An 18,754-nucleotide genomic window follows, 5' to 3' on the forward strand; every position below is an offset into this window, starting at 1 on the left:
CTGCACGACCCCCGGCACCACCCCCTACACCGTGCCCGCGAGCGCCATTTCTGTCATGCTCATGATGACATGTCCGAATCTGGTCAGGCCGATTGGCGACATCCGGAAGGCCTTCCGGCCGTGTCGGCGGGCGGCGAAGCTAGTGATCGCCGCCAGGGAAACAGCCCGAACGGCAGCCGAACGGAGCGTCAACCGCGGGACGCCCGGGCCGGCTCGGCATACCTACGGCGTCAGGTACGGGACCCTGTCCAGCACCCCGCGTGGCACGGTCGGCGGCGAACTTTGGTGATCGTGTCGGTCGGAATGCTCTCAACCCGTGGGGGAGACGACGGCCTTGACGCGGGCCTCCTGGGCGGCCCGGGCGGCGATCAGGTTGATGTCGGCCCGGCGTGTCCGCTGCATCGAGGTCAGGCGGCGGACCACGAGAATCGCGGCGATCGCCGCCACGAGCCGCAGGGCCGCCCCGCCGGCCTCCACCCAGACGCCGGTCCGCAGGTTTTCGAGGTCGATGGAATCCATCTGGCCGACGTGGCGGGTCATCGTGGCGGCGACCCGACCGAGGACGAGGGAGCCGACGAAGGTCGACCACCACACGGCAAGGACTGCCTCCGACGGCGGGCGGCGCCTTCCTTCGGGGTCCAGCGGCGCACTGGCCCGCCAGCAGTCCGCCATCAGCTGCCAGGGGATCCAGAGCTGGGCGATCGGGGTGAACCAGGCGCCGATGGTCCAGCCGCGTCCCATGCGGTGCCCGTTGGGTGCGAGCAGGTCGGCGTTCTTGCGGGTGCGGTGGAACCAGATGATGAAGACCACCACGGTCGCCAGCGCTACCGGCGGGAGCACCCCGTTGAGGGCGTTCGCCACCGCTTTCAGGGGCGCGAAGTCCTCGGCCCCGACGTCATCGGCCCCGTCCAGCAGCCGGCCTGTGAGCACGTTCGACCAGACGTCAATCGTGACCAGCACCGCCGCCATCGCGGCGTTCAGTCCGAGCAGGACGGACACCGCCGTGGCGAGGCCGTTCGCCGGGTTCAGCGCGGCGGCCCAGCCGGGGGCCGCCTCCGCGCAGCCGAAGCAGCGGCCGCTGTCCGTTCCCGCCGGACGCGTGCCGCACGCCAGACACACCATCGAATCGTCAACTCCTGGAATCGGCGCGCGCTCGACCGAACGCACCGGTAGGCCACTGCCCCTGACCGGGACGGGTACGTCGACCCTAGGGGATGCGTGGCACCGGCTGCCAGCGAGTTTTCGCAGGTCAGGGGCGGTATCGGCAGATACCCGACACATCCCCCGCCCACGATCGCAAGTCCCCGCCTCGCCGTGGACCGTGAAGCCGGACGTCGCGCCGCAGCTTTCCGGTTCAGTGACCGGCGCTCCTGATCGGCCGGGACACCACAGCCCTCCGGGACGGTGATGCGAACGGCTCTCGAACCCCCGGTGACGGCCGTTTGTCGGTCTCGGCCCGTGGCAGCGCGGCGTCGCTTCCGCCCGCAATGCGGACACCTTCTGTAGACGAGTAGTTCCGGTCTGGGTCGGTCGTGCTCGTAGGCGCTGACCGGGTGACCCGGTGACGGGCTGGCCGGTGGTGCAGTTGTGCCAGATCGCCCAGTTCAGCGCGAGGATCCGCTGGCTGACCCGGACGGCGGTGCCTTCGATGGTGCGTCCTCGGTGCTGTTCGAGTCCGAGTTGGCCCTTGAGGGTGTCGCTGACGGACTCGATCAGCTCTTCTGGAGGGAAGGGCCGAGCAGAGTCGATGCCACAACGCGCTCCGAACGGGACCGGCGGCGCTGAGCTCAGTGAACGCAGAACTCGTTGCCCTCCGGATCCTGCATCACGACGAAGCAGGAGCCCGATTCCTCCGACTCCTCGACGCGCAGCCGGGAGGCACCAGCGCTCTCCAGTCGCGCCACCTTGGCAAGGACGCGCTCCTTACGGGTCGCGAACGGGACTCCGCGCCCACCGCTCACGCCGAGGTCGAGGTGGAGCCGGTTCTTGGTGGCCTTGGGCTCGGGCACCTGCTGGAACCAGATCCGCGGTCCTACGCCCTGCGGATCGACGACGGAGTCACTGCAGTCACCCGTGCCCAGTTCCTCCTCTGACAAGCCCTGGTCCAACCAGTACCCACGCCAACTGGCGAAGGGCGCCGGTGCCGGCTCGACTTCGTAGCCCAGCGCTGCGGCCCAGAACGCCGCGAGTCGCTCCGGCTCGGCACAGTCGATGGTCAGCTGGAGCTTCGGATTGGTGATCACCGGCCAACCGTACCGGCCCCTGCAGGGGGCCCGGGATCAGTGCCTTCCCTGCCTGTCCCTTCCCTCCGGGCGAGCTGTACCCAACCGGCACCGCGGATCCCAGGACATGGGGACGACACCATCACCAACCCGGCGAACCAATGCGGTCAGAGCACGATGAGCCGGTCGACCGGACAGTGCACCGGCGGCGGCTCCCCGCGGGTCAGGCCGCCGGCTCCGCGGGAACCGGTTCTTCGGGAACCGGTGTACCGGGCGGACCGTGGGGTGTCAGCGGCCGAGCAGCTCTCGGCAGTGCGCGAGCAGCGTGTCGTCGGGCTCCACGTCGAAGCGGAACGAGACCGAGGTCTGTTCGCCGCCGTCGTGGCCGTGCCGCCGGGGGTGGACCAGCTCGGCGCGCAGTAGGGCGGCGAATCCTTCCGGCACCCGTCCGCCTTCGCGTATCAGCGCCTCGGCGATCAGCGGCCGGGTGGCCCGTTCCCGGTTCCACAGCTCGACCAGCAGCCGGTCGTCCGCCGGGGTGACCGGCGTGGCCGCCCTGGCGGCGAGGAGCAGCCGGAGCAGCAGCGGATCGGGGTCGGACGCCTGGACTGCCCGGTCGAGGGCCGCGCGCACCTGCCCGCCGAGCGGCGCGGCGGCCGGGCCCATCTCGGCGAGCAGTCCGAGCGCGTCGTGCCTGTGCCACCAGGGGACCTCGTCCGCGAGGCCCTTGGCCAGCACGGGCAGCAACTCGGCCGGGTCATGGCCGCCGTGGAAGAGCGCCCGGGCGGCGAGCAGCCGGGTCCGCTCCTCGGGGTCGGCCAGCAGCTCGCGCAGCACCGGCACGGCCGCCCCGGGCTCGGGGCCCAGCCCGTCCGGCCGGTCGAGGGCGACCCGCAGATCGGGGTGCAGCGCTCCGTCGCCGTGTTCGCGGGCCTGCTCGAGCAGTGCGGTGAGCAGGGCGGCGAGCATCTCGTTCGCCTCGGGGCGGCCGGTGGCGGCCATCGCGCCCATCAGGCGGCCGAGTTCGCGCAGGCCCTCGTGGTGCACCCGGCCGGTCTCCTCGATGCTGTCCACCAGCTCCACGGTGGCCCGGGCCCGGCTGATCAGCGCCAGCATCAGCTGAGCGGAGTGCGCGCGCGAGCGCAGCCGCTCGCACAGCAGCGGCAGGTCCTCCGGCACCGCCCGCCCGGGGAGCAGCGGCGCCAGGGCTTCGGCGGCGCGCCCGTCGCCCCTGCGGGCGAGGAGTTGGATGCACTCGCCGGGCAGGTTGCGCTCCCAGCCCCACCCTGTGGTGTAGCGACCGTCGGCACAGCGCCCGGCGATCGCGTCCAGCAGTTCGGGGCCGCACGGCAGCCGCGCCTGGCGCAGCGTGCGGACGGCGAGGGCGGCGAGCCGCTCGTCGGGGTCGTCCAGCAGCGCGCCCAGCAGTTCGGCGGTGGCCGCGGCGCGTTCCGGCGAGGTCCGCCAGCCGGTGTGCAGGGTGGCGGCCCGCTCCACGGCCGCGTACGGGCCGTTCGGTTCGCCGTGCCGCAGGCCGTGCAGCACCAGCTCGTGGCGGATCTCCACCCGGTCGCCGAGTGAGGCGTGCAGCAGGTCGAGGGCGTCGGCGGTGCGCTCGTCGGCGCCCTCGGCGAAGCTTTCGGCCCGCAGGTCGCGCAGGTGGGAGAGCAGGGTGCTGGGGGTGGCGGCGGGCTGGGGCGCGGGCGCGGGCGTGGTCGGCCGGTGGTGGGCGCGGTCCAGGGCGGACAGGGCTCGCTCGGCGGTGTCGGCGGGCAGCAGTTCGGGCAGCTGCCGGGCCAGTGCGGCGAGCGCGGTGAGCTCGGTGCCCGGGTCGGCGCCGGGCTCGGCGAGCACCAGCAGGGCCCGGCCGATCCGGCCGTCCGGCGCCGCGTCGGTTCCGGTCGGCGCCGCGTCGGTTCCGTCCGGCGGCGTGTCGGTCCCGGTCACTGCCGCGTCGGTTCCGGCCGACCGGGCGGCGAGCGTGCCCAGGGCCCCCGCGAGCGCGTGCCGTACGGCCCCGTCCCTCTCCGCGTCGACCCGTCCCAGCAGCACCTGGAGCAGCGCCGCGGGCTGCGGGTGACGGCTCGCCAACAGGTGGGTGGCGGTGGCCCGGACGTCCGGGTCCGGGTCGGTGAGCAGGGCGGTGAGCGGGGGCAGCAGCTCGGCGAGCGCCCGTTGCGCGAGGATGCCGTAGGCGTGGCCGACCTCCTCCCACCAGTCGTCCGCCGCCTTCGCCTGGGCGACCACGGCCAACGGGTCGGGCATCTCCTCGTCGCTCTGCTCGACGGCGGCCTCGGCGCTCTCGCCGATGCTCCAGATCAGTCCGAGCACTCCGCCGCGGTCCTCGACCGCGGGATCGGCCGCGATCGCGCACAGGAACGGCAGGCAGGCCAGTGTGGAGTCGTGGATGTCGCCCTGGTGGTGCACCCCGCCGTGCAGCGCGTCGAGCGCGCACGCGCGCGTCCCGGAGTCGGCCGCGGTCAGGTCGTGCAGCAGTGCGGGCACGTCAGCGGCGCTGCCGTAGGCGTGCCGGAGCGCGGCCCAGTCGATCTCGTCGAGTCCCCGGAGCGGGTCGGGCATTGCTGGTTCCCTCGATGTGGCGCGGCTGACGTCGCGCCAGTAGACCACGCCGGCGACGGCCGCCGGCCACCGGGTGGTCCGGCCGGACCAGCCCCCCGCACACTCTGGCCTCACTCGGCCTGCCGCCCACGGTCTCCGGGCAGTCCCGGCGGGGGAGCGGTAACGGTCCGCAACTGCGCCGGCCTCACCGACGGACGGCCCCACCACGTCTGGCACCCCCGGTCGTTCGCCGAGGCGCTCGCCGCCCTCGCCGACACCGTCCACCCGGGCCCGCGCCACAGAGACGGGGCCGCCCTCACCCGCCTGGAGCGCACCGCCACGCGGCTGAACCGGGGTGGACCGGCCACCACCGCGAACTCCTGCGCGCCGCGCCTCCCACTCACGCGGCGACCATGGCGGCGCCGATGTTTCCACGAAGCTCACCCGACAAATGCGGTGCGGAAATTGTCTGGCGACCGGGGCCGGTGCCGCCGCACGATGGGGGCATGGATGACACGACCTTGGTTTCCCGCTTCCTCCGCGACGGCTTCGTGAAGTTGGAGGGCGCCGTCGCGCCGCGCGTGGCCGCGGACTGCGAGCGGCTGCTGTGGCGGGAGACGGGCTGCGCCCCGGACGACCCGTCGACGTGGACGCAGCCCGTGCACTGGGTGGGCGGCATGGCACAGGGACCGTTCGCCGCCGCACCCAACTCCCCCTCCCTGCACCGCGCGTACGACCTGCTCGTCGGTGCGGGGCGCTGGGAGCCGCGCTACTCGCTGGGCACGTTCCCGCTGCGCTTCCCGCACGAGGAGGAGCCGGACGACGCGGGCTGGCACATCGAGGGGAGCTACCTGCCGGAGGGTGAGAGCTGGTACTTCACGAACCTGCGCTCCCGGGACCGGGCGCTGCTGATGTTGTTCCTGTTCAGCGAGGTCGGGGAGGAGGACGCCCCGACCCGGATCCGGGTCGGCTCACACCTCGACGTGCCGAAGGTGCTGGAGAAGTACGGCGAGGACGGGGCGAGCGGGCTGACCCTCGCACCCGATCTGGTGGCGGCGTCCGACCACCGGCCGACCGCTCTCGCGACCGGTTCGCCGGGTGACGTCTTCCTGTGTCATCCGTTCCTGGTGCACGCGGCGCAGCCGCACCACGGGGTGCGGCCGCGCTTCATGGCCCAGCCGCCGCTGATGCCGGCCGCGCCGTTCGAACTGGAACGGGCCGACCGCGCGTACTCACCCGTGGAGATCGCGATCCGCCGCGGCTTGGGAGAGGACACCGCGGACAGGGCCTCCTGACGGGCCGCCGGCTCCGCCCGGCTTCCGGCCGGTCGCACCGGAGCTGCTGCACTGCTGGTCCACATCTCCTGAAACGGCGCCAAGTCCAACCGTCTCTTCATCACCGCGGAGAGCACCGGGAAGGCCAGCACCAGCATCGCCGTGGCCGGTCTCGGCGGGGGGCCGATCGTGTGAGGTCCGCACGGTCGGCACCTGTGGCTCGTTGATCGGTCATGGCTGACGAGAGGGACAACGGCCGGGACCGGGCGCCGGTGGTGTGGGCGCTGGCGGTGCACGAGTCCGTGCAGGGGCCTCCGTTCGCGGAGTTGATCGTGGAGGTCGGTGAGGACCTCTACGCCGCGTTGGTGGAGGCTGCCGTCGACAGCGGGTTCGTGCTCGCTGCGGGCGAGCCGCCGGGGACGAGCGCGGCCGTCGGGGTCGGAGGTGGCCGCGTGGAGCGGTTGGAGCTGGTCGGGGGTCGCGATGTGTGGGAGCCGGGCTCGCGGGTCGAGGCGTCGCCCGGCTGGCTGGCGGCAGCGGAGGACCGGGGCGCCGTGGTGGTGGTCATCGTGCCGCCGGGCACCTGGCCGCCGGGCCTGATCGAACTTGAGCCTGCGGAGCGTCTCGACGTGTTCACCCGGAGGCTCGAGCAGGAGGTTGCGGCGGGAAGGGTGCTGCACGGGAAGGCGTCGGTGCAGGTCACCCCGTCGGCGGCCGGGACCCGGTGACGAGGAGGGCAGGCTGCTGGCGATTGATCAGTAGAACAAACTATCGAACAATGGCGTGGTGGCAGCCCTGCCCTCGCCCCCCACGGCTCCGGGGGGCGCTCGCCGGAGGATGCCCGGCGCGCCCCGCGAGCTGATGACCGTGCCCTGGATGCACCCGGAGGTCCGGCGCTGGCGCCTGGTGAAGGCTCCGATCGCTGCCGTCCCCGGCCCGGCGGCCCCCACGCGCGGCGAACGGCTGGCGGCCACGCCGGAGGAGACGAGCCCGGCCGTATGACACGCAGGTGGACCTCCACGGCCGGCGGCGTCAGCGTCGCGGGCCCGAACGCGGCGGTCATCACGGGCCGGCCCCGGAAGGCCTGGTTCAGGTGAGCCACGTTGATGGTGTCGTGTGGTGCCACCGGCCGACTGTGCCGGCGAACCCCGCGGCGGGGGCAGCCGCGCGGAACTCCGCATCAGCCCGGGCGATTGGCGTGCTGATCACATGTGACGGACGGACAGGGCTCGCTGTCGTGGCGGCCTGGACCATCCAGCAGGCACGGTCTGGTCGTCATGCTCCTCCCGACGCGAAGGCCCGACCAGCGGATACGGAGTAGTAACGGGCGCTCCGCCGCAGCGGGTGCCCCCGGGAAGCCGCACGCCCTCTCGCACAAGCGGCTGTGCAACCGGCTGGGCTGCGCTGTCAGTGCCCCGTGCCACCGTGCAGCCCATGACGAACGATCTTGAGGGCCTTGACCGCGTCGACTGGGCATCGATGGGCCACGCCTACGGGCCGGCTGACGAAGTCCCGCGGTGGCTGGAGCAGATGGCCTCGCCCGACTCCGACGTCCGGAATGCGGCCTTCAGCAGCTTCTACGGTGCCGCCCACCACCAGGGCGACGTCTACTCGTGCACGGCGGCGAGCCTGCCGTTCCTGCTCACGCTCGCCGACGATCTCCGCACGCCCGACCGCGCGGCCGTCATCCGCCTCGTGCTCAGCATCGGCAGGGCCGCGCTGGACTGCGACCCCGAGGCCGTCTACTACAGTCCGTCCGGCCACGCGTCGAGGCCCTACGCGGAGGTCGTTCCCCAACTGCGTGAGCGCTTCGAGGACTTCGTCCGGCACGCTGCGGACCCGGACCCGCAAGTGCGGCAGGCCGCCCTCCCGGCCCTGGGACTGTTCCTCGACGACGCCGACCGGGCATTCACCCTGCTGCGCGAGCGCCTGGCAGCCGAAGACGGGACCGTCGAGCGGCTGCTGGTCATCGAGGCGGCCGCGGCACTGGCCCAGCGACTTCCGGCCGCGCTCGGCCCGGTGACGACCTGGCTCACCACCCTGGCGGCCGACCCCGCTCTGGACGCCGACATCCGGCTCGCCGCCCTCGTCCACCAGGCCGCCGGCGCACCGGAGTCGATCGACGCCGACCTCGTCCCGACGGCAACCGGCCTGCTCCAACTGATCACCCCCGAGCCGGAACCGGAGCCCGAGGACCAGGTCCGGACTGCGGACTGCGGACAGTGCGGCTGCGCCGACACCGACACTGACGCCGAAACGGACCCCGGCCAGCACGTCCCTCCGCAGATCGCCGCCGCCTTCGCCGACCTCGACCGCCACGGCCGCGTCCACACCCCCACCACCGAACTGCTGACCACCCTCCACCAGGTGCTGGACGCGCGCGTGCCGGAACGCACCGCGCTGCTCACCGCCCAGCTCCGCAGCCCCGACGCAGGCACCCGCCACGACGCCATCGCCATGACCTGGGACCTGATCCGCTCCTGGCGCGGCAACCACACCCACCTCGTCCTCCTGCTCGCCGACCACCTGCGCCCCAACGACCCCTACACCGCCGCCGAAGCCGCCGAAACCCTCGGCAAACTCCCCGCCGCTCTCGCCGAACCCGCACGCGAAGCCCTCGCCGCCCTCGTCGCCGCGCACCGCACCACCCACGGCCCGCACGTCTGGGCCGCACGCCACCCGCTGCTGCGCCGGGCCCACCAGCAGGCCGTCACGACGCTGGCCGGCCTCGGCGACGAGCGGGCCCTGCCCAGCCTGCTGACCGCGCTCGACACCGGCGTCGACGACTGGCGCGCCGTGCAGGCCGCCCGCCACCTCCCGCAGGCCGCCGAGGAACTCGCACCCAGGCTGATCCGGCGCCTGGCCCACGCGGACTTCTCCTCGCCCTGGGGATCCGCCACCGCGCTGATCGCCGCCATCAACCAGCTCGGCGACCCGGCCGCCGTCCCCGCGCTCACCACGGCCCTGGGCACCGCCGTCGAGCAGGGGCACTGGCGCACAGCCGCGGTGGCCCTACGTGCGCTGGGCTCCTTCGGAGGCGCCGCCACATCCGCGCTGGAGACGGTCCGAGTTCTCGCCGACGCCGAGGACCTGGACCTGCGCATCGCGGCGGTGAAGACCCTCTGGGAGATCGAGAGCGATCCGGCCGACGCCGTGCTGCGCCTGACCGCCCTGCTCGACGCCGTCAGCGGCCGCGACACCGCCGACGTCGCCGATGTCCTCGGCCGGATCGGGGCGCCGGCGGCCGCCGCACTGCCCCGCCTGCGACGGCTGCTCAAGGCCGGCCCGGTCTGGATCCGCACGCACGCGGCCGCCGCGATCTACGCCATCGGCGGCCCGGCCGAGGCCGGGGCCGTCCTGCCCGTGCTCCTGGAGGGATGGCAGGAGGACGACCCGGCAGACGCTCATGTCCTCGACTGCCTGCGGCGACTGGGACCCGCCGCCGCCCCCGCCCTGCCCCGGGTCCGCGCCGAACTTGCCCTCGCCCGGCGCAGCGGCGGCCTCTTCCAAGGCATCGAGAACGACGAGGCGCTGCAGCGAGCCGGTCGGGCCCTCATCGAGCAGCTGACCGGGACGGACGAGGTGCGCGGCTGATCCTTGCGCCCTGGTTTCGCCTGGCCGGCCGGGCGCATCCGCAGAAGGCCAGGACACGGGGCAGGCGCTGCGTCAGGGTAGTGGTCATGACGAACGACTGGGTGGGTGCCGGCTGAGGTGCCCGCTGTTGCCCCGAACACCTGGCCTCCGTCGTCGAACTCAGTGCCCGCCCGCGCAAAACGCTCGGCTCGAATAATGCGGGCTGGTGGACAGACGCGGTACCTGGGTCTGCTGCGCCCGGCCCGTCATCCGCCGGATGGTGGCTGCGGGGCGGGCGAATCCGCTGACCGGTCCGCGCCGATCCGCGGGGCCGCCGGGAATCCGGTCGGGTTGACGCGGGCCTGGTGGGCGAGGAGGTCCGCGAAGGCCACGGTGAGAGGGTCGGGGCGGGTGCGGGTATAGGCGGTGAGGGTGCGGCGGATCGGGGGGTCGGGGCGGAGCAGGACGCCGTCGAAGTGGGGCGGGATGATGTTGGCGGGCGCCAGGGCCGGCCCGAGTCCGGCGGCGGCGAGCAGGGGTGCGGCGGTCGTCTGCTCGGCCCGGATCGCCGTCCGCGGGTGGAAGCCCGCCAGGGCGCAGACGTGGTCGAGCAGCTCGCCGAGGCCGTTGCCGGGGGCGTAGTGCACCCAGGTGCGGTCTGCGAGGTCGGTGAGCGCGACCGTGCCGGTGGGGCTGTCGGCCAGTGGGTCGTCGGCCGGCAGGACGATCGCGAACTCCTCGACGCCCAGTTCGCGGATCGGTCCCTCCCAGGCGGTGGGCGCGGGTCCGACGGCCAGGTCGGCGTGGCCGGCGGCCATGGCGGCCTGGAGCCGGTCCGCGTGCGGGTACTCGCGCAGCCGGATCCGCACGCCGGGGTGGCGGCGGTGCCAGATCCGCAGGACGGGCGGCAGGATGCCCAGGCTGATCGAGTAGGTGGCGGCGACCTCCAGTTCGCCCTCCTCCAGGCCGGCGGTGCGCCGGGCCACCGTGCCCAGGCGGGTGGCTTCGGCGAGCGCGGCGCGGGCGTGCGGCAGTACCGCGCGGCCCATCGGGGTGAGCCGCACCGAGCGCGGCAGGCGTTCGAGCAGCGGGCCGCCGACTGTGTTCTCCAGGGCCCGGATCTGGTGGGACAGCGCGGGCTGGGTGACGTGCAGCTGTTCGGCGGCGCGTGTGAAGGAGCCTGTGTCGACCACGGTGACCAGGTATTCGAGCTGCCGGAGCGTCGGGATTGCCATGAGCAGATTTTATGGCTGCGGTAGAGAACAAGCCTTGGACTCATCGCTGAAGGGTGGGAGAGGGTCGTGGTGTGGCCGCCGCGGGGAACAGCGGACGGCCGATCCCCGACGACTCGAAGGAGTTCTCCCATGTCCGAAGGCACGTCCCTCCAGGGACAGCGGCTTGTTGTGGTGGGCGCCGGTTCGCGCACCGGGCGCGCGCTCGCCAAGGCGGTCTCGGCGGCCGGCGCCGCCGTCGTGCTGGCCGGTCCGGACTCGCGCAAGCTGGAGTGGACGGCCGGTGAGCTGTCCGGGCCGTCCGAGGTGCTCACGCTCGACCTCGCCGACGAGCGTTCGATCGCCGACTTCGCCACTGCGGTCGGCCGGTTCGACCACCTGGTCTCGACCGCCGCGATGCCGGCCAACGGCCCGTTGAAGGACCTCGAACTGGCCGACGTGCAGCGGGCGTTCTCGGCCAAGGTGATCGGCCCGCTGCTGCTGGCCAAGCACCTGGCCGGCCAGGTGTCCGAGAGCGGCTCGTTCACCTTCTTCTCCGGCGTGGCCGCCTGGCGCCCGGCCCCGGCGCGGACGGTGATGGCCACCACCAACGGCGCGCTGGCCTTCCTGGTCCAGGCGCTCGCGGTGGAGATCGCCCCGGTCCGGGTGAACGCAGTCTCCCCAGGCATCGTGGACACCGGCTCCTGGGACGGCCTCGGCGCGGACAAGGAGGCGTTCCTGCGCGGGGTCGCCGAGCGCAACCCGGCCCGCCGGGTGGGCAGCCCGGAAGACCTGGTCAAGGCCGTGCGCTACGCGATCGACAGCCCCTACGTGACCGGCACCGTGTTGCACGTCGACGGCGGCGGCCGCCTCGCCTGACCGGCGCCCCGCCACTGGTCCGGCTCCAGTCGTCCGGACCACGCGAACCCGGCGCACCATCAGCTACCGCTGCCGACCGGTCGAACGGACCGGTCGGCAGCCCCGGCACGCCCGAAGTCCGGTGCGTGACCGGCTCAACCAAGGAGTACCTCCATGCGTTCGCGCACCCTGATCCGTACCGTCGCCGTCGCCGCCGGTGCCGCCTGCCTGGCCGGTGGCGCTGCCGTGGCCGCGTACGCCCACGACGACACCCGCCACCCGTCCTCGCACGCCTGGCCGCAGCGCCTGATCGACCGCGCGCCGGACCTGGTCCAGCCCCAGGCGATCACCGTCGACCGCTCGATCGGCGAGAAGCGGGCGGCCCAGGAGGTCCACCTGGCCCAGCAGTTGTACAGCTTCTGGAACACCGGGCAGCGGAAGTACCTCGACGCCGCCGTCAGCCCGCAGTTCAAGGACAACACCCTGCCCGCGGGCCGACCGCAGGGCCCCGCCGGCCCGCTCCTCGCCTCGAGGAACTTCCGCGCCGCCGTGCCGGACCTGACCTGCGAGCTGTCCGACCTGCTGGTCACCGGCGACAAGATCACCGCCCGGCTGGTCTTCCGCGGCCACTTCACCGGCACGTTCAACGGCGTCCAGGGCAAGGGCCAGAACGTGGACTTCAACGCCATCGACATCCAGCACGTCGGCACTGACAAGATCGTCGAGGACTGGCACATCGAGGACAACCAGACCCTGCTGACCCAGCTGGGCGTCAACGGCTGAGGCCCCCTCTGCGGTGCACCCGCGCCCCGGCGGCCACCGCCGTCGGCACCAGGCAACCACGTCCCGATGAACCCCACCGACATGCTGACGGGTCGGCACGTGCAGCAGCATTGCGTTCGGACCATCAGCGACCCGGACCAGGCGCGGCCCGCACCCGCCCTCTTCGTCGGCCGGGCTCCGTCCCGCCGGGGTCGGTCAACCATTCGTGATCGCCTGCGTGGGACGGGGCTTTGCTTCTACGCTCGGCCTCTGGGGCACACGCAGTCGACAGACAGGTGGGGTCGTGGAGATCGGGTTGGCGGACGCGGTGGCGGCGGTACGCGATGAGCTGCTGGAGGCCGCGGCGCGCGCCGCGGGGCACGAGATCGCGTTCGTAGTGGGGCCGGTGGAGATGGAGTTCGAGGTCGAGCTGCGCGCGGATGCGAAGGCGAAGGCGGGCTTCCGGGTGTGGGCGGTGGCCGCGGAAGCGGAGGCTGGGCTGTCCCGGGGCCGGACGCACCGGGTGTCGTTCACCCTGACCCCCAGGAATCCGCACGGCGGTGATCTGCTGGTCAGCGGGACGGCAGCCCGAGCCGCGGGCCCCGGCGACGTGAGCGGGCGGATCCGGGACTGAACGGGTGTCGGCGGGAAGGGCCAGGAGGAGGGGGACGCGGTGAGGCGGGACCGTCTGGTCGCGGTAGGAGGGCCGGGTGGGCCGGGGTCGGGGTATCTCGTCGGTCCGCGGCTGGTGTTGACCTCGGCGCACGTGGTTGCCCGGCACGGCGCGCTGGTGCAGGTGTTCCGTCCTGGTGGCGACACCGTGTACGGCGCGGTGGTGGTGTGGTGCGGTACGCCCGGTGGGCGTGACGATGCGGCGCTGGTACTCGTCGACGACGACAGGTGGCGCCCGCCGACGGGGTCGGGGGTCCGCTGGGGGCGCCTGGTGACCGAGCACCCCGGGCAGGCCTGCGAGACGTGGGGGGTGCCGGATGCGGTCCAGCGGCCGGGAACGGCGGTGGAGGCCGCGCAACTGGCCGGGACGGTGAACCCCGGCAGCGGCTACGTCGGAAACCGGCATGTGATGAACCTCGTCCAGCATCCACCGGTGTGGCCGGTCGACGGGTCGTCGCCGTGGGGCGGGCTGTCGGGGGCCGCGATGTTCTGCGGTCGGCTGCTGACCGGGGTGGTCGCAGCCGATGCGGGCCACTCGGCGCACGCCGCCCTGGCGGTGGTACCGGCGTACGTGCTGCACCACGACGCGGGCTTCCGGGCCGTGATGGACGAGCACGGCGCCGGTGCCATGGCCCTGGAGGCGGTGGAGTTCCAGGAGTTGGCCGAGCCCGATCCGGTGGTGGCGAACGGCGGTCTGGGATCTGCGGCGGCGCTGCTGCAGGCGGGTCTGCAGGTCGTGGGATTCCACGGCCGCGAGGAACTGCTGAGCCGACTGGCCGGCTGGTGCCGGCGGGAGGGGTTCGGGAGCTGGCTGCTGCACGGGGCGGCGGGGCAGGGCAAGACCCGGGTGGCCCACCAGTTGGCCGCCGTACTGGCTCCGGACGGGTGGGCGGTGCTGTGGCCGCGCCCCGGCGCCACTCCTGCCGAGCTGCGTTCGGTCCACAGGGCCGCCAAGCCGTTGCTGGTGGTGCTGGACTACGCCGAGACGCGCACCGCGCAGCTCGCGGCGCTGCTGGAGGCCGCCGCCGAGCACGGTGGGGCCACTCCCTTCAAGATCCTGCTGCTGGCGCGGGTGGCCGGGGACTGGTGGACCAGTGCGCAGGCCGTCAGCCGGGCCGCCGAGGAGTTACTGGACGGCACGCCGGTGGTCGCGCTGTCGGCGTTGGTGACCGATGCGGCCGCGCGCCGGGAGTCGTACCGGCGAGCGGCGGAAGCATTCGCCGGCGCACTGCCCGACGTGCGCGGATGGCGGGGGCACGACTGGCCGGCGCTCGCCGCGGCCCTCACCCCTCCCGAGGGGGACCGTGCGGGGCTGGACAACGCGCTGACCTTGCACATGACCGCCCTCGCCGACCTGCTGGACGCCGCCGAAGCCGGCCCGGCCCGGGGCGGGGCCGGACCTGCGGCCGCAGCCGGCGTCGAGGACCGCCTGCTGCTGCACGAGCGCCGCTACTGGGAGCAGAGCGCCGCCACCCGCGGCCTCGGGGCGACCCTGAGCACGGGCACGCTCGATGCCGCCCTGACCGCCGCGCTGCTCGTCGGAGCCGCCACTCACGAGCAAGCCGACGAACTGCTGCGCAAGGTGACGGCACTGGCCGACCAGCCGCGGGATCGCCGCGATGCCGTGCTGGCCTGGATCGCCGCTCTCTATCCGGTGACCGGATCATCGGGCCCGTGGGGCGGCCTGGAACCCGACCGGCTGGCGGAGCGTCTGATCGGCCGCCGCCTGGAAGCCGATCCCCTGCTCGCCCACCGCCTCGTTCCCGGCGTCACCGAGGCACAGGCGACCCGGTTGCTGACCCTCTACAGCCGTGCGGCCGCGCACCCCGTCTTCCAGGGGCGGCTCGACACGGAGTTGACCGCGCTGTGCGTCCGGCACCGCACCGTCCTCGCGCCGACCGTGCTGGCCGCTGCCACGACTGTCGAGCACTTCGACCCCCTGGTCGACGGCTTGCATCAGATCACGGGTGATCCCGGAACCTCGTTGGACACCCTCCAGCAGCTCAACGACCTCGTCCCGCGCAGCCAGCGCCTGGCCGTCTGGGCCTGTGAGCTGGCCTGGCACGTGGTCGAGCGCCGGCGCGAGCTTCCCGACCGCACCCTCGGCCCGATGTCCGATCTCTTCCGGGCCTTGCAGATCCTCTCCTCGCGGCTGGCCGGTCTGGACCTGCGGGAGGAGGCTCTGCTCCCCGCCGAGGAGGCCGTCACGCTCGCGCGTTCCCTGGCCGACACCTCGCTGGACCCCGTACCCCTGATCGCCGGCCTGAACAACCTCGCCAACCGGCTGGGTGACCTCGGGCGGCGGGAGGACGCCCTGGCCGCCATCACGGAAGCCGTCGCCCTCTCCCGCGCCCTGGCTGACGCCCATCCTGAGGGCCACGCACCCGACCTGGTCGAGAGCCTGAACAACCTCGCCGACCGGCTGGGTGACCTCGGGCGGCGGGAGGAGGCCCTGGCCGCGTCCGAGGAAGCGGTGCGCCTTCGACGCCGTACCGAGGCCGGGGCGGAGCCCGGGACCGACTCCGATGTCCGTCAGCTCGCCCGGAGCCTGAGCGTCCACGCCGACCGGCTGTGGGACCTGGGCCGCAAGCAGGAGGCGATGGAGGTCCTCGTGGATGCCGCGCTTCTCCACCAGAGCCTGGTCGACATCGACACCGAGACCTACGCCGCGTACTCCCCCGGTCTCGTCGCGACCTTGAACGAGCTGGCCTTCAAGGGCGCGGAGATGGGCTGGCTGACCAATGCCCTGTCCGTGGCCGAACGCGTGGTGCGCATCAGTCGCAGCGCGGCGAAGGCCCGCCCCGACGCCCACCTGCCGCTTCTCGCCGAAAGCCTGGCCCGTCTGGCCTGGCCCTTGGAGGATCTGGGCCGACGGGAGGAGGCGCTGGCGGCGGCCGAGGAGGCCTTGCACATCCAGCGCGGCCTGGCCGACCTCCACCCGGGCGCCCGCCTGCTCGAACTCTCGGCGAGCCTGAGCACCGTCGCCTCGCTGTACACGGCGCTGGACCGGCGGGAGGAGGCCCTGGCCGCGACCGAGGAGTACGTCCACATCTGCCGTCGCCTGGCCGACGCCTACCCCGAATCCCACCTGCGCGACCTCGCGACCGTGCTGGCCACCCTCAGCACGCGGCTGGCCGCCCTCGGCCGGGAGGAACAGGCCCTGGCCGCCGTCGAGGAGTCCCTCGCCCTGCGCCGCACCCTCGAATCCCGCGAACCGGGCGCCCACCTGGGCGAGCTCGCGAGCAGCCTGATCTCACTCTCCCTCAGGCTGGAGAAGAGGGGTCGGCAGCAGGAGGCCGTCGCAGCGGTCGAGGAGGCCGTCGCGATCTACCGCGTGCTGGCCGACACCCACCCCGACACCCACATCCCCAACCTCGCCAACGGCCTGTACGGACTCTCCCTGAGACTTGAGGCGGTACGCCGGTGGGACGAAGCCCTGGCCGCCGCCAAGGAGGCGTTCCGGCTGCGCCCCGAGCTGGCCATGCTCGACGCCGCCCGCCTCACCGCGAACAGCCGGGGTGGGTCGCGCCGTGGCCCCTCCGAGTGACGGCCGAGGCCGTTCAGGGGACGAGGGCACTGAGGCGTCGGAGGGCGGGTCCGGATCATTTCCCGTGCGGTCCCGTCCGGCGCAGCGCGCTGCTGGGAGGGCACGTGCGGTGACCCTTCGGGCCGCCGGTGAAGCTGCTCCGGGCGGCGCCGAACGCGCACGAGGGCGGGGACCGGTACTGGTCCCCGCCCTCGTCGGGTCTCAGCGGTGGGTCGCGGCCTTGCGGCGGCGTGCGACCACGAACAGCGCGCCGCCGACGGCGATGGCCGCCGCGCCGGTGCCCGCGATCAGGAGCGTGCCGTCGCTACCGGTGTGGGCGAGGTCGCCGCTCAGCGCGCGGGCGCTGGGGGAGGCGGTGCTCACGGCCGAGGCCGTCGTGCTCGGGGCCTGGCCCGGCGTCGAGGGCGTGGCGGTCGGCCGCGAGATCGGCGGGGCGGAGGTCGGGCGGCTGCTCGGCGTCGGGCCCTGCGAGGGCTCCGAGGTCGGGACGGGGCCAGGGATCGAGCCGCTCGCCTGGGCGCCCAGCTGGACCGAGACCGACTCGTGCGACGGGTCCGGTTCGAAGGACAGCTTGGCGATCGTGGCGCCGGTGCCGTACAGGCTCTCCTGGTTCTGGAGCGTCACCTGGACGGTCGGCGGCGTGGTGCCGGCATCGACCGACAGCCCGAACGGGAACACCTTCTCCAGCCCGCTCGCCACCCAGATCGGTGACTCGCACAGGTACTTGTCCGGGTGGGCGACCTGCTTGCCGTTCTCCCAGGTCTTGGGTCGGCAGCCGTCCGGGACCTTGGTCACGGTGACGCCGGCGGGGATCGCGGCCTGGACGGTCACGACCGCGTCGCCGCTGCGGTAGAAGATCGAGGCCGGGCCGCTGTTGCGGAAGCCGACCGACAGCGTGCCCTGCTTGTCGCCGTTGGGCTTCCAGGAGCCCAGCGCAGAGAAATCGGCGGTGTTCGTGGCCAGCACGTTCTGCTCGACGCGGTTGTCGTAGCTCGTGCGGGGAGCGCTCAGCAGGCCGGGGTCGGTGGCCGGCTTCACGGTCAGGGCCGGGCCGGTGCCGCGCTGGAAGGTCAGCCGCTTGCGCCAGTCCGGGATCTCGGAGAACTGGGCGTCCTCGGCCGGGAACACCGTGATGTCCGCGAAGGTGTACCAGGCGCTGTCGGTGATGCCGAGCTGCAGCGGGTCCAGGGCGACCACCTGACCGGGCGCGACCGTGGTGTCCACGGTGCAGATCGCGACGGAGTCACCGGGCCAGGTCTTGTCGCCCCAGCTGCCGTCCGGCTCGGACGCGAACTCGCAGTTCGACGGGCGCTGCTTGAAGTCGATGCCGGAGATGGCGTCGAGGGCCACCACGACCTTGCCGGCCGGCAGGTCACCGACGTTGGCGAACTCCACCGACGGCGTCAGCACGGTGCCGGGCTTGACGTCGTTCTGGTCGGCGAGCGGCTTGGCCTTGAAGTCGGGTCCGCCGACGTCGACCCGGATGTCCCGGCTCGCGCTCTGCGCGTTGGACGCCGTCAGCTTCAGGTGCAGCACTCCGTGGCTGCCCGGGGTCGCCCCCTGTACGGAACTGAGCCACGGGTTGTGCACGAGGTTGATCCGGTCGAAGTTCAGCTCGTGCTCGTCGCACGTGATGGTCTTGCCCGCGGTCGCGCAACCGGGAACGGTCAGGTCCGCAACGCCGGCCAGGTCGGTGGTGTCGAACACGACCTTCGCGTCGTGCGCGGTGCCCGAGCCGATCCGGCCGATCTCTATGTGCAGGTTCTGGCTACCCCGATCTGGCTGCGCAGGCTTGGTCGGGATCTGGACGGTGGAGTTCGAGACTCCGGCGAAGGTGAGCTTCAGGTCGTCCGCGTGCGCCGGGACGGCGGTCGCCCCGAGGACGACGGCGGCGATGGTGAAGGGCGCGTAGAGCGCGCGTCTGCGCGAGTTGCGCATGTGGAAGGTCCCCCTGGGGTCGTGACGGGCATGCCGGGACGGATCTGCCAGGACGGGCATGCCGACGGGAACATCTACTCGACCGGTGGAGCGGTCCGCAATTGCCGTCGGCGTGACGCCTTCTCAGATGTGGTTGAT

13 protein-coding genes are annotated in these 18,754 nt (G+C 73.2%); 8 read left to right on the forward strand and 5 right to left on the reverse strand.

Annotated elements, in window-relative coordinates; genetic code table 11:
- Nucleotides 1-309 precede the first annotated feature (309 nt).
- The 3 genes from BG452_RS33105 to BG452_RS33115 form a co-directional block, all read right to left on the reverse strand.
- Nucleotides 310-1,122 (reverse strand): DUF4328 domain-containing protein, encoded by an 813-nt coding sequence (locus tag BG452_RS33105; RefSeq protein ID WP_188308043.1) that lies wholly within the window; start codon nucleotides 1,120-1,122, stop codon nucleotides 310-312.
- Between the two features lie 665 nt (nucleotides 1,123-1,787).
- Entirely contained in the window at nucleotides 1,788-2,243 is a 456-nt protein-coding gene (locus tag BG452_RS33110; protein WP_188308044.1) for a VOC family protein, read from the reverse strand.
- Between the two features lie 267 nt (nucleotides 2,244-2,510).
- Nucleotides 2,511-4,802, reverse strand: a complete 2,292-nt coding sequence (locus BG452_RS33115) for a HEAT repeat domain-containing protein (RefSeq protein ID WP_188308045.1) — start codon at nucleotides 4,800-4,802, stop codon at nucleotides 2,511-2,513.
- A gap of 485 nt (nucleotides 4,803-5,287) precedes the next feature.
- Here BG452_RS33115 and BG452_RS33120 point away from each other — a divergent pair, with 485 nt between their 5' ends.
- The 4 genes from BG452_RS33120 to BG452_RS47330 all read left to right on the forward strand — a co-directional run bounded on the left by BG452_RS33120 (nucleotide 5,288) and on the right by BG452_RS47330 (nucleotide 9,649).
- Nucleotides 5,288-6,076, forward strand: a complete 789-nt coding sequence (locus BG452_RS33120) for a phytanoyl-CoA dioxygenase family protein (RefSeq protein WP_188308046.1) — start codon at nucleotides 5,288-5,290, stop codon at nucleotides 6,074-6,076.
- A 212-nt stretch (nucleotides 6,077-6,288) separates the two neighbouring features.
- Nucleotides 6,289-6,783, forward strand: a complete 495-nt coding sequence (locus tag BG452_RS33125) for a hypothetical protein (protein ID WP_188308047.1) — start codon at nucleotides 6,289-6,291, stop codon at nucleotides 6,781-6,783.
- Between the two features lie 109 nt (nucleotides 6,784-6,892).
- Complete coding sequence (locus tag BG452_RS33130; protein WP_188308048.1) at nucleotides 6,893-7,057, forward strand: hypothetical protein; 165 nt, start codon at nucleotides 6,893-6,895, stop codon at nucleotides 7,055-7,057.
- A 432-nt stretch (nucleotides 7,058-7,489) separates the two neighbouring features.
- On the forward strand, nucleotides 7,490-9,649 hold the full coding sequence (locus tag BG452_RS47330; RefSeq protein ID WP_188308049.1) for a HEAT repeat domain-containing protein: 2,160 nt from the start codon (nucleotides 7,490-7,492) through the stop codon (nucleotides 9,647-9,649).
- 245 nt (nucleotides 9,650-9,894) lie between these two features.
- On the opposite strand, the gene BG452_RS33140 is transcribed toward BG452_RS47330, so the two are convergent.
- Nucleotides 9,895-10,863 carry a LysR family transcriptional regulator gene (locus tag BG452_RS33140; protein WP_223243091.1) on the reverse strand — a complete coding sequence of 323 codons (969 nt, stop codon included), beginning with the start codon at nucleotides 10,861-10,863 and terminating at the stop codon, nucleotides 9,895-9,897.
- 129 nt (nucleotides 10,864-10,992) lie between these two features.
- Between BG452_RS33140 and BG452_RS33145 the strand changes: the two genes are divergently transcribed.
- The 4 genes from BG452_RS33145 to BG452_RS33160 all read left to right on the forward strand — a co-directional run bounded on the left by BG452_RS33145 (nucleotide 10,993) and on the right by BG452_RS33160 (nucleotide 16,678).
- Nucleotides 10,993-11,718, forward strand: a complete 726-nt coding sequence (locus tag BG452_RS33145; RefSeq protein WP_188308050.1) for an SDR family oxidoreductase — start codon at nucleotides 10,993-10,995, stop codon at nucleotides 11,716-11,718.
- 153 nt (nucleotides 11,719-11,871) lie between these two features.
- On the forward strand, nucleotides 11,872-12,480 hold the full coding sequence (locus BG452_RS33150) for an ester cyclase (RefSeq protein WP_188308051.1): 609 nt from the start codon (nucleotides 11,872-11,874) through the stop codon (nucleotides 12,478-12,480).
- Between the two features lie 283 nt (nucleotides 12,481-12,763).
- A complete protein-coding gene (locus tag BG452_RS33155; protein ID WP_188308052.1) occupies nucleotides 12,764-13,093 on the forward strand; it encodes a trypco2 family protein in 330 nt (109 codons plus the stop codon).
- 114 nt (nucleotides 13,094-13,207) lie between these two features.
- Nucleotides 13,208-16,678, forward strand: a complete 3,471-nt coding sequence (locus tag BG452_RS33160) for a tetratricopeptide repeat protein (protein WP_411293060.1) — start codon at nucleotides 13,208-13,210, stop codon at nucleotides 16,676-16,678.
- A gap of 201 nt (nucleotides 16,679-16,879) precedes the next feature.
- Here BG452_RS33160 and BG452_RS33165 read toward each other — a convergent pair whose 3' ends face one another.
- Nucleotides 16,880-18,616 carry an LPXTG cell wall anchor domain-containing protein gene (locus tag BG452_RS33165; RefSeq protein ID WP_188308054.1) on the reverse strand — a complete coding sequence of 579 codons (1,737 nt, stop codon included), beginning with the start codon at nucleotides 18,614-18,616 and terminating at the stop codon, nucleotides 16,880-16,882.
- Nucleotides 18,617-18,754 lie beyond the last annotated feature (138 nt).

Origin of the sequence: Streptomyces sp. CBMA123, from assembly GCF_014596465.1 — a bacterium.
Lineage (GTDB): Bacteria > Actinomycetota > Actinomycetes > Streptomycetales > Streptomycetaceae > Kitasatospora.